This is a genomic window from Pseudomonas fuscovaginae SE-1 (assembly GCF_000364705.1).
In the GTDB taxonomy this organism is placed as follows: domain Bacteria; phylum Pseudomonadota; class Gammaproteobacteria; order Pseudomonadales; family Pseudomonadaceae; genus Aquipseudomonas; species Aquipseudomonas fuscovaginae_A.
In genome coordinates this window covers 15,746-31,358 of sequence record NZ_AQOH01000201.1, presented here as the reverse complement: position 1 = coordinate 31,358, position 15,613 = coordinate 15,746, and the positions used below count along the sequence as shown (strand labels likewise).

The following is a 15,613-nucleotide window of genomic DNA, read 5'->3' as shown; positions in this document are numbered from 1 at the left end:
GTTCGACAGACAATGAAAAGCCCCTGGCGATTCAGGTGCCAAGGCACGGGAACCGCCAGGGACCCTGTTGCGAAAAGTATAAGGAGTCGCTCCTGCCTCCTTCAAGAACGCGGCCCGGCCGCCATGTCGCGGGCCGATTCGCCGCGGTAGCCATTACCGAACGTCGCCTGCAACTGCTCGACGCTGCGTACCAGCAGTTGCCGGAGTTCAGGCAGCCAGTGCGGATCGTCGAGCACCCGGGCAATCGCGGCGGCATCGCCATACAGCAACTCGCGCTCAAGCGCACCGGCACGCTGCGACAGCGCCTGCGCCCCCATGGTGCCGGAGCTGCCCTTGATCGCATGCAGCACGGCGGCCAGGGCCGGTCCGTCGCGCTCCTGCAGATGGGCGGGCAACAGCGACAACTGCTTCTCCAGTTCCGCGCCGAAACCGTAGAGGACGGTGCAGATCAGTTCGATATTGCCGCCGAAACGGGCCATGATCGACTGACGCGCCTCCAGCACCGTATCCGCCGCCGCTGCGGCTTCGAGCACTTTCGGCTGCACCGTTTCGCGCCCGGTCTGCACCCGCAGGGTCAGTACCAGTTCCTCCAGGTCGATGGGTTTGCTGACATGGTCGTTCATCCCCGCCGCCAGGCAGGCTTCGCGATCGCTGCTGGAGGCGTTGGCGGTCATGGCCAGGATCGGCAGCGCGGCAAAGCCGGGTTGCCGGCGAATGCGCCGGGTCGCCTCCATGCCGTCGATATCCGGCATCTGGATGTCCATCAGCACCGCATCGAAAGGTATCGAACTGGAGAAAACCTGGCTGACCCCCTCCAACCCGCCCTCGGCCAGGACCACCTGCGCGCCCTCGCCCTTGAGCAGTTCGTCGGCGACCTGGCGGTTGAGCGCATTGTCCTCCACCACCAGCAGACGCATGCCGGTCAGACGTCGCTGACGCACCGGCTCCTGCCGCGCCTGCGGAACCACCTCGCTGCTGAACGCCCGCTGCACCGCATCAGCCAGTTGCAGGGGTGTCACCGGCTTGGTGAGGAAGCCGACGAAAGGTGCATCGCCCTCGTGGTGCACATCCGCCAGCACCTCACGACCATAGGCGGTGATCATGATCACCATCGGCGGCGGCACGCTCTGCTCCTGCAGGCTGATCAGGCGGGCGGCACTGAGGCCGTCCATGTCCGGCATGCGCCAGTCCATCAGCACCACGTCGTAGGGTTCGCCACGCATCTGCGCATTGCGTACGCTCTCCACTGCCCGCGTGCCACCATCCACCGTATCCGCCGTCCAGCCCAGGGAGCGCACGGTACGCAGCAGCAGCTCACAGGCCATGGAGTTGTCGTCGGCCACCAGCAGACGCATCCGCGAATCCACGCCGGGGCAGGACAACCGCAACGGCTCGGTACGGGCCACGTCGAGGGTGATGTCGAACCAGAACCGGCTCCCCCTGCCCTCTTCGCTCTCGACCAGCAACTCGCCCCCCATCAGGCCGACCAGCCGCTTGCAGATCACCAACCCCAGCCCCGTACCACCAAACCGGCGGGTGGTCGACGCCTCCGCCTGGGTAAAGACCTCGAAGATCCGTTGCAACTGCTCGGCGTTGATGCCGATGCCGGTGTCGCACACCTCGATCCGCAGCGCTACCTGACCTTCCAGGCGCTGCAACTGGCGCACGCTGACCACCACCTGGCCATGCTGGGTGAACTTCAGGGCATTGCCCGCCAGGTTGATCAGCACCTGCTGCAGACGCATGCTGTCGCCGACCAGGCTGGCCGGCAGTTCGGAATCGAGGTCGAACATCACCTCGACTTCCTTGCTCCCCTGGTTGCCCGCCAGCACCACGGCCAGGTCGCGCATCAGCGCTTCGAGTTCGAAGGGGTGCAGGTCCAGGCGCAACTTGCCGGCCTCGATCTTGGAGTAGTCGAGAATATCGTTCAGCAGCCCGAGCAACGACTTGGCCGCCGTCTGGGCCTTGACCACATAGTCGCGCTGACGGGCATTGAGTTCGGTGTGCTGCACCAGTTGCAGCATCCCCAGCACCGCGTTCATCGGCGTGCGGATTTCATGACTCATGTTCGCCAGGAAGAACGACTTGGCCGCACTGGCGCTGTCGGCGCGGTCCCGGGCCTGCAGCAGATGCGCCTCGAGTTCGCTCTGAGTGGTGATATCACGGTTGATCCCGGTCACGCGCAGCGCCCTGCCCTGGGCATCACGCTCGACTTGCGCACCGGCCTGGAGGATGCGGATCCGGCCATCCGGCGCCAGCACCCGGAAGACCGGGTCGTAAACGCCCTCGCCAGCCACCGCCACGGCCAGTTGCGCGGCCACCGCCTCGATGTCATCGGGATGCACGCGCTCATACCAGTGCGCATAGGTCAGGCCATTGTCCCTCAGGCTCAATGGCTGGCTGTAGAACTCGAACATCCGCTCGTTCCATTGCAGCGTGTCGTCCGCCAGATTCCACGTCCAGATGCCCAGTTCGGCCACATCGGCGGCCATCAGCAACTGATCGCGGATCAGCCGCGTCGCCTGCAGACTGAGGTCCAACTGATGCTCGGCCGCCCGGCGCTCGGTGATGTCGATCGCGATGCCCAGGAAACCGGTCGGTGTGCCAGACTCATCGCGCAACGAGGTCACCACCAGGCTCACCGGGACATGGGTGCCGTTCTTGTGCACGTAGGTCCATTCGCGGATTTCCGAGTGCTCGAACTCCGGCTTGTGGGCAAACACGCGGAAACCTTCGATGGTTTGCCCATACTCCCTGCTCAACTCGACGCTGCGTTCGATGATTTCCTGCTCGAGATGCAGGATCGCCGGCGTGGCCTTGCCCACCAATTCCGCGGCGCGATAACCGAGCATCTGCTCGGCGCCTTCGTTGAAGAGGCTGATGACGCCATCCAGGTCGGTGGCGATGATCGACACCTTGGACGCCGAACGCAGCACGCTGCTGAACAGCAGGTTGATACGCCGCAACTCCGCCGTCCGCTCGACCACCTGCTCTTCGAGATTGGCATTGAGCTCAAGAATCCGTGCCTCGGCGACCTTGTGCGCGGTGATGTCGCGCAGAATCTTCGAGGAGCCGATCACCGTGCCGCTGTCATCGCAGATCGGCGAGACATTCGCCGAGACATTGATGCTGCGACCGTCCTTGGTGTGACGCACGGTGTCCAGGTTGACGATCGTCTCGCCGAGGGCGATGCGCCTGAGGATCTCGGCCTCTTCCGCCGCCTGCCCAGGTGGTACGATCAGCTTCAGCAACGACTGGCCGACCGCTTCCTGGGCGGTGTAGCCCAGCAGCTTGCGCGCGCCGCGGTTCCAGTTGGTCACGACACCGTCCAGGGTCGTGCCGATGATCGCATCCGCCGAACTTTCGACGATCAGCGCCAGGCGCCCCTGCTCGGCCAGCACCTGCAGACGCCGCTGGGCACTGACCCCGGCAATCGCGGCCAATGCCGCCACCAGCACGCTGGCCAGAGTACCGAGCAGGAAAACCACCAGCGGCGAAACCTGATGCAGACGCTCGATGAACAACGGCAGGGCCTGCAGCTCGATCTGCCAGCGGCGACCATAGATCTCCCGTTCCAGAGTCTGGCTCAGCAGCCCTGTCGCCTCCGCGTCCGCGCCACGGGCCGTCTGGTAGAACTCCACCGCCGGCCCCGGGCCGGTGATATCGCGCAGGCGCAGGTTGACCGCTTCGCTTTGCGGCACCAGGCCATTCAGGACACTTTCGATCATCAGCGGTGCATAGCTCCAGCCCATGACTTCCGCCTCCCGCTCCGCCTCGGTCTTCGGCACGATGCCGTTCCTGTAGATCGGCAGCAGGATCAGGAAGGACTGCTTCGGCTTGCCCACCGCCTGCACCAGCGTGATCGGCGAAGTGAGCCGCACCTCGCCGGTACGCGCGGCCAGCCGCGCCGCTTGCGCCCGGTCAGGTTGCGAGGCGATATCCAGACCAAGGGCCACCGCCTGATCGCGGTTGGGCTCCAGGTACTGGATGACATACAGATCCCCCTCATGGGGAGCGAACTGGCGAATGCTGAAATTGGGCGAGCTGTCGTCGCGGGCACGCTGCAGGAATGACTCCAGGTCCTGCGCCGGAACCCGCCGGATGAAACCGAACCCGCGGGCTCCGGGAAACTCGCTCGGTACATCACGGGTCAGGCTGTAGCGATGAAACGTCTCGCGCGTCAGGTTCTCCTCGCCACTGGCGACAATGGCGCCACGGGTTCCGCGCAAGCCGTACTGATACTGCTGCAGTCGACCGACCACCGCCTCCACCGCACCGTCGGCAGCACTGGCAAGGGCGTCCCGGGCGCGCTGCTCGTTGAGGTTCTGCAGAACCTGGCAGCCGACGAAAGTCGCGACCAGGCCGATGACCAGGAGCGCGACGGCGCGCCCATTCAGCGCATACAGATGGAATCGGTTCAACTCAGGCTCCCTCGGGCAATGGCGGTTGGGCGGGGCAGTGCGTGCCGATCAGTGACTCATGTCGTCGTTGACCAGGAAGCCAGCAGCGTGCGTATCTGGGCGAACGGCACCGGCCGGCAATACAGATATCCCTGCATTACCCGGCAGCCCAGTTCCAACAACAACTCGGCCTGCTGCCAGGTTTCCACGCCTTCGGCCACCAGTTCGAGGCCCAGCGCCTGGCCCAGCTTGATGATCGCCTCGACAATCGCCAGGTCGCTCTTGTCGGTGAGCATGTCGCGCACGAAGCTCTGGTCGATCTTCAGTACATCGATAGGAAAGCGCTTGAGGTAGGCCAGACTCGAATAGCCCGTGCCGAAATCATCGATGGCCACGTGCACGCCCAGTGCCTTGAGCGCCATCAGGGTTTCGCGGGCATTGTCGGTGTCCCGGGCCAGCACCCCTTCGGTGATTTCCAGCTCCAGCCACTGCGGGGCGAGGCCGGAATCGAGCAGGATGTCCTTGACCATCCCCAGGAACGACGACTCGCGGAACTGCACGGCACTGATGTTGACGCTGACGCAGACCGCAACCCCCTGCTCGTGCAATTTGCGCGTGTCCTTGCACGCCTGGAGCATCACGTATTTGCCAATCGGAATGATCAGCCCGGTTTCCTCGGCCAGCGGGATGAAATCCGAGGGCGAAACCAGATTGCCGCCGCCATCGCGCCAGCGGATCAGCGCCTCCATGCCCACCACTCGATGTTCACGGACATCGACCTTGGCCTGGTAGAAGACCTCGAACACCCCGTCGTCGATGGCCGCGCGCATGTGCCGCTCCAGCAAATGCCGGGCGCGCATGCCGCTCTCGATGGCCGGCGAGAAGAACTGGTAGCGATTACGTCCGGCCTGCTTGGCCTGGTACATCGCGGAGTCGGCATGACGGTAGAGCGACTCGAGGTCTTCGCTGTCCTCCGGGAACACTCCGATGCCGATACTGACACTCAGATCGTAGCGGTTGCCTTGCAGCGAAAAGGGGTTGGAGATGGTGGTCAGCACCTGCTCGGCAAAATCCCCCACCGCCTCGAAACTGTCGACCTCCGACAGCAGGATGATGAACTCATCCCCACCCTGCCGGCTGAGAGTGTCCATGCTGCCGAGGATCAGCGACAACCGGGTGGCGACGTACTTGAGCATCTGGTCACCGACCGAATGCCCCATGGAGTCGTTGATGGCCTTGAAGTTGTCCAGGTCCAGCAGCAGCATCGCCAGCCGCCCATGATTGCGCCGGGCCATTTTCAGCGCCTGCTCGGCCCGGTCCTGCAGCAGCATGCGGTTGGGCAGACCGGTCAGGACATCATGATTGGCCAGGCGCTTGGCCTCGTTGCGCAGGGTGAGATGGGCGTTGATGTGGGCCCTGGCCACCGGCAGGTTGAGAGGTTTCTGGATGAAATCGATGCCCCCGTAGCCCAGGGCCTGCAGCTCATAGTCGACCTGGGCATGGGAAGTGACGAAAATCACCGCGGCATCGGACAGCTTGGGATCGGCCTTCAGCGCCCGACAGACTTCGAAGCCGCTCATGTCCGGCATCTCTATGTCGAGCAACACCACATCCGGGCGAAACTGGCGGGCCACCCGCAAGGCTTCCTCACCACTGCTGGCGACATACACCTGCGCCAGGTCCCGCACCGACTCACTGAGAATAAGCGCATCGGTTGTCTGGTCATCGACTATCAGCACAACCGGAGCGGGATTGAAGGAGGTTTCACGCATTCCTTGCTCCCAGACATTCCTTGGTAACTCATGATCGAAGGGCGCCGGAGGTTTCCCGCCCCTTGGGCCTCACAGAAGGTGCGGCGCGTCAGGCGCCGCAAAGGAAATCACACGCCTATTGGTTATAGCGCAGACAAAGCGTATAGCCACCCCCAGGATGGGGATTACGCCGAGAAATGCAGGAGCCGGCCTGTGGGCGCTGGCGGTGCATCGGGGGGGAAGAAGTCGAAAGTGAAACCACTCTCGCCAGCAGGCCGATCGCCTCCCGCTGGCAAGTGGCGGGAAATTTCAGCGCGGCTCGCCCAGCAGCCCCAGCTCCTGGGCCCGCGCCACGGCCTGGGTTCGCCGTTCCACACCCAGCTTGCTGTTGATATGGCTGGCATGGGTTTTCACGGTATGCAGCGAGATGAACAATTGATCGCTGATTTCCTGGTTCGAGCAGCCCTGGGCAATCAATTGCAGAACCGCCAACTCGCGGGCACTCAATTGTTCGCTCGAATGGGTAGGTTCGCGTGCCACCTGGACCGGCAACAGCCCCAGCAGACTCTGGCGCAGGGGCGTATCCGGCCCTGCCAGCAACTGCTCGCGCATCCACTCAGGATGGCTGGCGCTCAAGGCCTGGAACGGCAGCAAGGCCCCACCGGTCCCCGCCGCCACGGCTCGGGCGAACAGCGACCGGGCCTGGGCATCCTGCGACTCGGCGAGGGCCAGCACCACCTGTTGGTTCCAGGCCAGGATGCAAAGCAACTGGCCACCACTGGCCTGCCCCTGCGCCACCAGCTTGCCCAGCCGCTGTCGGGCGGCCTCGGGCCGGCCCTGGCGGGCATCGAGTTGTGCCTGCTGCAATTCGATGTGCGCCGGCAACTGGGGATGAAACTCGGGTGCGGCGGCCGGCTGCTCACCGGTGTAGGTCTGCCCGAGGCGGCCGAGCCAGGCCTCGGCCAGATCGACACGCCCTTGTGCCAGCCACAGCTCGCATTTGACCAGGGTGATCATCGCCAGGTAATAGATCGGCGGCACGTCCCAGATATGCATCAGCCGCTCGGCTTCGGCCAGCTCGGCAAAGGCCTTGGCAAAGTCGCCGCCCTGGCCTTCCTGGCAGGCGATCACGCAGTAGCCGATCAGCACGCTGACATCACGACAGGCCCGCGCCTCCTGCAATCCGGCCAGCAGGCGCTGGCGCGAGGCCTGCGTTTGCAGGCGCAGGTTCAGCAGGTAGCCCTCATACATCGTCAGCCGCGCCCGTGCCGCGTATACACGTTGCGCGGACAGGCCCTGCAGGCGCCGCAAGCCCTGCCGCACCTCATCCAGCGCTCGCGACACCTCGCCGCGCGCCTGCAGCACCCGCGCCCGGTCGTAATGGGCCAGCGCCTCGAACAGGGGGTTGCCGACCCGCTGTGCCAACTCCAGCGACTCCCGGTTCAGGCTCCGGGCCCGCCACAGGTCGCCCTCGGCAATCGCCAGGTTGGACAGCGTCGACAGACACAACAGGCGCTGCCCGTAGCGCTTGTGCGGCAGGCTGAGCAAGGCCTCGCCGCAATAGGCCAGGGTCCGCTCGCGATCACCGCGACCACGGGCGATGATGCCACTCAGGGCCAGCCACTGGGCCAGCATGGACTTCTGCGCGGTGGCCGAAGGCGCCGGCAGGAAGTGACTCAGGTGGCTGGCCAGTTCCTGCGCCGCATCCAGTTGGCAGGCCAACCCCAATGCCCAGGCGTACAACACGATCAGCCTGGGCGAACTGATCAGCAGGCTGTCGGGCAGGTCCATTTTCCAGCGCAGCAGCATGCCGATGTTCTGCTCGGCCAGCAGTTGCTCCTCGGAGAGGTTCTGCACCAGATTGGCCGCCACATCCAGATGCCCGGCGCGCAACGCCTGCTCCACCGCCTCATCGAGCAGACCCTGGGCGCTGAACCAGCGACAGGCGCGCAGGTGCTGGGTAGCGGGTGGAACCAGGGTGTTGGGGGCGGGCCGGCTGCGCAGCAGATCGGAGAACAGGTGGTGGTAGCGAAACCAGTGGCCGTGCTCGTCCAACGGCACGAGGAACACCTGGTGCGACTGCAGGTAATCGAGAATCTGCCCGCTGTCATGGGACTCGCGGATCGCATCGCACAGCTCTCGGCAAAAGCGCTCCTGCGGCGCAGTATCGTAGAGAAAGGCCTGGACGTGCGCCGGCAGGAAGTCGATCACCTCCTCCAGCAGATAGTCGCGGATCAGCCCCTCCCCGCCATGCAGGACCTGGGACAGTTCCTCGTCGTCGGACTGTGCCGCCAGCAGCCAGAAGCGCAATCCGGCGACCCAGCCTTCGCTGCGTTCGATCAGGGTCTGCAGAGCCTCGCCGCTCAACGAGTTGCGGTGCCGGTCGAACAGCGCCATGGACTCGCCGAGCGTCAGCCGCAGGTCCTGTTCGTTCAATTCCAGCAATTGTCGCGACAGGCGCAGGCGCGCCAGGTGCCATTCCGGTCGCTGGCGGCTGGTGACCAGCACCAGCAGCCCCGGCGGCAGGTGGTTGAGGAAGAATTGCAGGCAACGGTCGAGCACCGGCCCCTGGGCCAGGTGATAATCATCGAGCACCAGCAGCAAGGGCGTGTTGCTCGACAACTGCAGCGCCAACTCATCGAGCAGCCCGTCCAGCCACTCCTCGAAGGCGAACGGCTGGTGACGCTGGCGCATCTTCAACAGGCCCAGCGCCCGCCCGCCCAGGTCGGGGAAATACTGTTGCAGGCCATCGAGCAGACGCTCCAGGAAACGCCCCGGATCGCTGTCGCGCGGGCTGAGCCCCAGCCACAGGCTTTGCCAGTGCCACGGCAGGCTCTGGCAGAACTCCACCGCCAGTGAACTCTTGCCAAAACCGGCCGGGGCGCTGATCAGCAGGAGGCGACCGTGCAGACCCTCTCCCAGACGTTCGCACAGACGAGGTCGCAGCACATGCCCCTCAGGCAACGGCGGTCGGTAGAAGCGTCCTTCCAGTGCTGGTATGGCCGGGCCCACGGGGCCCTGCATACGGAACAGATCAGTCATGGCCGGCTCTTGTCTAAGGCTGTTATCGGCAAGGCACATCAACGCAGACTAGCGGGAACTGTCCGCGTACTGAAGGCTTTTTTAGCGCAAATGTGTCGAAATGCCTTCATATTGAAATATCTAGCCACAGTTTTCACCGGCAAAAAAACGCCCCGAACCTGTCGGGGCGTTCTGACAGAGGATGCGCCTCTGTCCTACGACCAACCTCAGCGAACGCCGTCCTGGCGCAGCGCTGCCGGGGTGAAATCGCTGGTGCTGGCGGTGAAACCGAAGTCATACGCCTGCTTCTCTTCGTTCTTCATGCCCAGCGCCAGGTAACGGCCGGACTGCAGGTCGTAGAGGGTTTCCAGGGCGTACCACGGCACCTGCTTGTCGTAGTAGTTCTCGGCATGGGCCTCGGCCACGCGCCACAACTGACCACGACCGTCGTAGTGGTCGATCACCGCCGCCTGCCAAGTGTCCTCGTCGATGTAGAAATCACGCTTGGCGTAGATGTGGCGCTGGCCTTCCTTCAGGGTCGCGACCACATGCCAGACCCGGCGCAGCTCGTAGCGGGCCAGGTCCTGGTTGATGTGGCCGGCCTTGATGATGTCGGCGTACTTGAGCTTCGGATCGTCGAGCCGGTAGCTGTCGGAGGCGATGTACATCTCCTTCTTGCCTTCGAGCTTCCAGTCGTAGCGATCCGGCGCGCCGTTGTACATGTCGAGGTTGTCGGAAGTGCGCAGGCCGTCGGCCGCCGTACCCGGGCCATCATAGGAAACCTGCGGGGCACGCCGCACGCGACGCTGGCCGGCGTTGTAGACCCACGCCGAACGCGGTTCCTTGACCTGGTCGAGGGTTTCGTGGACCAGCAGCACGCCACCGGCCAGACGCGCCGGCGCGGTCACCTTCTGCTTGAAGTAGAACAGGATGTTGCCCGGGTTGGCCGGATCGTAGTCCTTCATCTTGTCGCGGAAGACGAACTGGTCCTGGAAATACACCAGGCTGAACGAACCGTTGGCCTGCGGCGTGGCCTGGGTCACCAGGCGGGTCACGCTGCCGCCGCGATAACGGGTGATGTGGTTCCAGATCACTTCCACGCCGCTTTTCGGAATCGGGAACGGGATCGCCGTCTTGAAGTTTTCCAGACCGTTGCCGCCACTGACCAGATTGGTCTTGGTGGCGTTTTCCTTGATCGCGGCAAACACGTCATCCGGCACGGTGGCACCGCGGTGGGACGGATACACCGGCATCTTGAAGGTGTCCGGGTAGCGCTTGATCATCGCATACTGGCCTGGCGCCAACTGATTCTTGTACTGCTCGACGTTCTGCGCGGTGATGATGAACAGCGGCTTCTCGCTGGCATAGGGGTCGGAGAGGAACCCCTTGCTGTCGACGCTGCCGATGTTCTTCGGCATCGGTTTCCAGGCCGGGATGGTGCCCGCCGCGTTACCGGCCATTTCCGCGCCCATCGGGGTCAGGCTGGTGCCGAGCTTGGCCGCTTCGTCGGCCGATACCGCCGCCATCACGCTGCTCGCCAGCATGGACAGTCCGAGTACGCCGACCTGCAACAGATTCTTGGTCATCTTCATGTTCTTGTTCTTCCTGAAGTTCAGCCTGCTTAGAAGTTCACACCGACGCTCAGCGCCACGAAGTCACGGTCATCCACCGTGCTGTAGTCGCCACCGAAGAAGTTGGTGTAGGCCAGGCTCGCGGTGTAGGTGTTCTGGTACTCGGCATCGAGGCCCAGGCTGACGGCCTTGCGACCTTCCTCGAAGTTGCCGCCAGGGCCTGGCGAGTAGCCTTTCACGTCGTGGGACCAGGCCACGTTCGGCTTGAGGTTCACCCCGGCGAACACATCCGGGTACTCCCAGATGGCCCGGGCGCGATAGCCCCAGGAGGTGGCGGTGGTGAAGCCGTCGTTGTTGCAGTTGGCACTGCGATTACTCGCATCGGCGCCTGGCCCTGCACCGTTAATGGTGTTGCCGTTGAGCGTTGAACAAAATCCATTGGGCAAGGTGCCCGGGCCGAAAACGGGGTCTCGACCGTAACGGACATCGTGCTTGCTTTCCAGGCCACCCACATGGGTGACGCCGACTTCGCCCACCAGGGTCAGGCGGCTGGCGCCCATGACCTGATCGAAGAAGTGTGTGAAAGTCGTCTGGAACTGTGTGATTTCCTTACGGTTGTAGCCGTGAACAGTTTGACCGGGCGTCCCCTTGATAATGGAGGCATTACCCAGGCCCAGCGCCGTCAGTGGCGTTACGCCCGCATAGAGAATGTCGGTTGAGTTGATCTGAACGGGTGCATTCGGGCGATAGCTGAGCTCGCCGCTCCAGGCAGTACCTGTAGGCAATGTGGTGGAGAAGCTCAGACCGTAGAGACGAATGTCTTCGGGATATTCAATGAAATAATTGGAGTTACCCGCGACCACCAATGGGCGTAGCTGTGCCGGCAACCCCGGAGTTGCTCCGGTATAGGCCGATTGTGGCGCCCCTTGTGCACTGAAGATCGGCGCACGACTGTGATAGTTCATGAAATAAGCGCCGAACTCCGTGTCCAAGGGTTCGAAGTTGTAATGGAAAGCGACGCCGAACTGGCCACTATCACGTGCATCGCGATCGGCGCCACGACGGACGAGAACGCCCTCGCTATTGACATCCACGCCATTGGCGATCAGAGCCGGTGTCAATGCAGCAGGCAGTGTGCGGGAGCTGTTGAGTACACGCAGATTATCCTTGCAGCCGTCGGATACAATGTCCGGCTGGGAGAAGAACGTACCGCAGTTATCCGTCACCGTCTGGTCCCACTCCAACTGGTAGAACGCCTCGGCCGACAGGTTGTCGGTCAGGCTCTGGGACACATAGAACATGTTGACCGGAATCAGGCCTTCCTTGATCTCGGCCCCCGGACGACGGAAGGCCGACACATCGATCGGGTTGATCGAGTTGATGCCGCCACCGATGAAGGTACTTTCACCCCAGCTCACGACCTGCTTGCCGAAACGCACGGAGCCCGGCAGATCGGCAATGGAATAGTTGTGGTAGACGAAGGCGTCGAGAATCTGCCCGCCGGAAGACTTGGCGCCTTCCTTGCGGTTGTCGTTGCTGACGTTCTTGAATCTCAGGTCCTCGTCTTCCAGCTTGAAGTCATACCAGTACTTGCCACGCACGAACACGCCGGTATCGCCGTACTTCAGTTCCAGGTCGTGGATCCCCTTGAAGATCTTCGAGAAGGTATCCCCGGCCTTGAAGTTCAGGTGCCCGTCATCGGAGGTCTGCGACAAGCCCTTGCCGCCATTGTTGACACCGATCAGGTTCCTGTTTGGATTCTGGGTCGACCAACTGGCCCCCAGCGACAGCGACGAGTCGAAGCTGCCCTCGATTTCACCGATGTTGAAACTGACACCGAATGCGGGGCCAGCGAGCGTAGAGGCGAGGCTGACGGCGACGGGCAACTTCGCCCGACGCCAGAACTGGTTTACTGAGATCATCGACGCTACTCCATGTGCTTTATTTTTATGGCAGTGAGCACTTTCAAGAACGCCTCGTCATACGGAAAGCCTGCTTCCCTGTCTCGTTCGAGGTGGCACGTTCATAGCGCGTGCCTGCTCCGTTATTGAAAATCCCTGGGCGGACTATAGCCAGCAGGTAGTACTGCTTGATCCCTCTAAAGTGTGATTTGCAGTCGCAACCACTCTGGCACAGCCGTTTGGCCCGCCTCGCCACAATCGGCTTGGCAAGCATGGCCGAAAAAAATCATTTGGCAAGGCAAGCGCTTGCTTGGTGGGGGATCGCCACGCCCTCGCGGGCGTGGCGAGAAGGCATTACAAGGTGGAAAGGAAGGCGCTGTTGCTCTCCTGCCATTCGACGATGTCGAGACGGATGCGTTTCTTGTCGAGCTTGCCGACGCTGGTCTTGGGAATTTCAGTAACAACGGCGATCTGGCTCGGAATCGCCCACTTGCTCAGGTGGCCAAGCTCGACGAACGGCTTTAGGTGCTCCTTGAGTTCCCGCGCATCGAGCTGATGCCCCTCGTGCAGCACCAGCAAGGCAAAGGGGCGCTCGCCCCATTGCGGGTCGGCGATGCCCACCACGGCCACTTCGCGGACTCCCGGATGGCGACTGACCAGGTCTTCCAGGGCCAGGGACGACACCCATTCACCGCCGGTCTTGATCACGTCCTTGATCCGGTCGCGGATGTCGATCACGCCCATGCTGTCCAGGGTCGCGACGTCACCGGTGTGCTGCCAGCCGCCGGTCCAGAGCTGGGCGCCCTTCTCCGGCTCGTTGAAATAGCCTTCGCTCAGCCATGGCGCACGCAGCACCAGTTCACCCTGGCTTTCGCCATCGGCCGGGAGGAAGTTGCCCTCATCGTCAATGATCGCCGCCTCGACCAGCGGGCCCGGCACGCCGGCCTTGATCCGGTAGGTGGTGCGCTCGTCCTCGCTGCCGGCCAACAGTTCCTCGTTGAGATGGGCACAGGACACCAGTGGTCCGGTTTCCGACATGCCGTAGGCGGCCGTCAGCTGGATGCCACGGTTCTTGGCCGTTTCGTACAGCGTGCGATTCAGGGCGCTGCCGCCGATGACCATCTTCCAGCCCTTGAAGTCGGTGCCCTGCGCCGCCTTGGCATTGAGCACCATCTGCAGGATGGTCGGCACGCAGTGGGAAAAGGTCACCTTTTCCCGCCGCCACAGCTCCACCAGGTACTCCGGGTCATAGCGGCCGGGGTAGACCTGCTTGAGCCCGAGCATGGTCGCCACGTAGGGTAGACCCCAGGCGTGCACATGGAACATCGGGGTGATCGGCATGTACACGTCGCTGGTGCCCAGCAGGCGCACGCTGTCGACACTGCCCATGACCGTCGCCACGCCCATGGTGTGCAGCACCAGTTGCCGATGGCTGAAATACACGCCCTTGGGATTGCCGGTGGTACCGGTGGTGTAGAAGGTGGTGGCGACGGAGTTCTCGTCGAAATCCTGGAAGTCGTAGACCGGGCTGGCCGCCGCCAGCAGTTGTTCGTACTCGCCGACCAGGTTCGGCAGATCGGCCGTGGTCGCGTCGGTATCGGTGAGCAGCAGGGTCTTCTCCACGGTGGTCAGTTGCCCGGCAATCGCCTGGTACAGCCCGACGAACTCGCTGTTGACCAGCACGAAGCGGTCATCGGCGTGGTTCATGGTGTAGAGGATCTGCTCCGGCGACAGGCGCACGTTGATCGTATGGATCACCGCCCCCAGCATCGGAATGGCGAACATGCACTCCAGGTAGCGATGGCTGTCCCAGTCCATCACCGCCACGGTATCGCCAGCCTTGACGCCAGCGGCGGTCAGCACGTTGGCCAGGCGGGCGACCCGCTCGGCCAGGGTCGGATAGCTGTAGCGCACCTTGTCGCGGTAGACGATTTCGCGGGTCTTTTCATAGCGGCTGCCGGACATCAGCAGCCGCTTGATCAGCAGCGGGTATCGATAAGCCCCTTCGGCGGGCGGAATTACGCGTGTCTGCAACATGGAGTTCCCTTTCTCTGACTGCACGGTCGTGGCTGGCTAAAGATAGGCACTCTAGAGACGCCGCGCACTCTCTAAATCAGCCAAAGGGATGATTTGCAGACGGACGTGATTAATGGCCATGGGACATTTACGCCGGAAACCGCGTGCAACCATTGGCCAAGGCTTGCGGCTTCGACAACAAAGGGCATTGAGTCCGATATTTCGCCGCTTGCTCGGGGAGAACCCGCAGGATCATGTCGCCCGCCTGAACCCCTTCGGCGAACTCAATGCATCTCGCTGAACGCCAGCTTCACCCCAATGGCGATCAGCACCGCGCCCATGGTCCGGTCGAACCAGTGGCCCATGCGGGCGAAGCCGGCGCGGACCCGCGGCTGGCTGAACAGCCTCGCCACCAGGCAGAACCACAGGGCGGTGGCCGCGGCCAGGTAGACACCGTAGCCGGCCTGGATCATCAGCGGCGTGTGCGGATTGATCACCACGGTGAACAACGACAGGAAAAACAGCGTCGCCTTGGGGTTCAGACCATTGGTCACGAAGCCCGCGACATAGGCCCCAAGCGCCGTGCGCTCGCCAGCCTCCCTGGCCAGTGATTCGGTGCTCGCTGCCGCCGGCCTGGCCCGGATGGCCTTGAAGCCGATGTACAGCAGGTAGGCCGCCGCCAGCCATTTCAGTACGTTGAACAGCACGATCGACTGCGACACGATCAGGCCGATGCCCAACAGCGAATAGCCGACATGCAGGAAGATCGCGCTGCCGACGCCCAGGGCGGTCCAGGTACCGGCACGGCGTCCGTGGGTCACGCTTTCGCGCACCACCACGGCAAAGTCGGGCCCCGGGCTGGCCACCGCCAGCAGGTGGATCAGCGCAACGGTCAAGAATTCGGTCAGGTACATGGTCACGCCCGTGGACTCCTCGGTAACTGGTCAGGTCAT

General features: G+C 63.3%; 7 protein-coding genes. All 7 read right to left on the bottom strand.

Annotated features, from left to right (window positions below; all coding sequences use genetic code 11):
- Positions 1 to 101 precede the first annotated feature (101 nt).
- A complete protein-coding gene (locus K675_RS0117650; RefSeq protein ID WP_017904811.1) occupies positions 102 to 4,421 on the bottom strand; it encodes a hybrid sensor histidine kinase/response regulator in 4,320 nt (1,439 codons plus the stop codon).
- Positions 4,422 to 4,477: 56 nt separating this feature from the next.
- Positions 4,478 to 6,172 (bottom strand): putative bifunctional diguanylate cyclase/phosphodiesterase, encoded by a 1,695-nt coding sequence (locus tag K675_RS0117645; protein ID WP_017904810.1) that lies wholly within the window; start codon positions 6,170 to 6,172, stop codon positions 4,478 to 4,480.
- Positions 6,173 to 6,460: 288 nt separating this feature from the next.
- Entirely contained in the window at positions 6,461 to 9,193 is a 2,733-nt protein-coding gene (locus K675_RS0117640) for a LuxR C-terminal-related transcriptional regulator (protein ID WP_017904809.1), read from the bottom strand.
- A 206-nt stretch (positions 9,194 to 9,399) separates the two neighbouring features.
- On the bottom strand, positions 9,400 to 10,764 hold the full coding sequence (locus K675_RS0117635) for a DUF1329 domain-containing protein (RefSeq protein ID WP_017904808.1): 1,365 nt from the start codon (positions 10,762 to 10,764) through the stop codon (positions 9,400 to 9,402).
- 29 nt (positions 10,765 to 10,793) lie between these two features.
- Positions 10,794 to 12,665, bottom strand: coding sequence for a DUF1302 domain-containing protein (locus K675_RS0117630; protein ID WP_017904807.1), 1,872 nt, complete (start codon positions 12,663 to 12,665; stop codon positions 10,794 to 10,796).
- 333 nt (positions 12,666 to 12,998) lie between these two features.
- Positions 12,999 to 14,681, bottom strand: coding sequence for a fatty acid--CoA ligase (locus tag K675_RS0117625; protein ID WP_017904806.1), 1,683 nt, complete (start codon positions 14,679 to 14,681; stop codon positions 12,999 to 13,001).
- A 263-nt stretch (positions 14,682 to 14,944) separates the two neighbouring features.
- Positions 14,945 to 15,574: a LysE family translocator gene (locus K675_RS0117620; protein WP_017904805.1), complete on the bottom strand. Its 630-nt coding sequence runs from the start codon at positions 15,572 to 15,574 to the stop codon at positions 14,945 to 14,947.
- Positions 15,575 to 15,613: the final 39 nt, after the last annotated feature.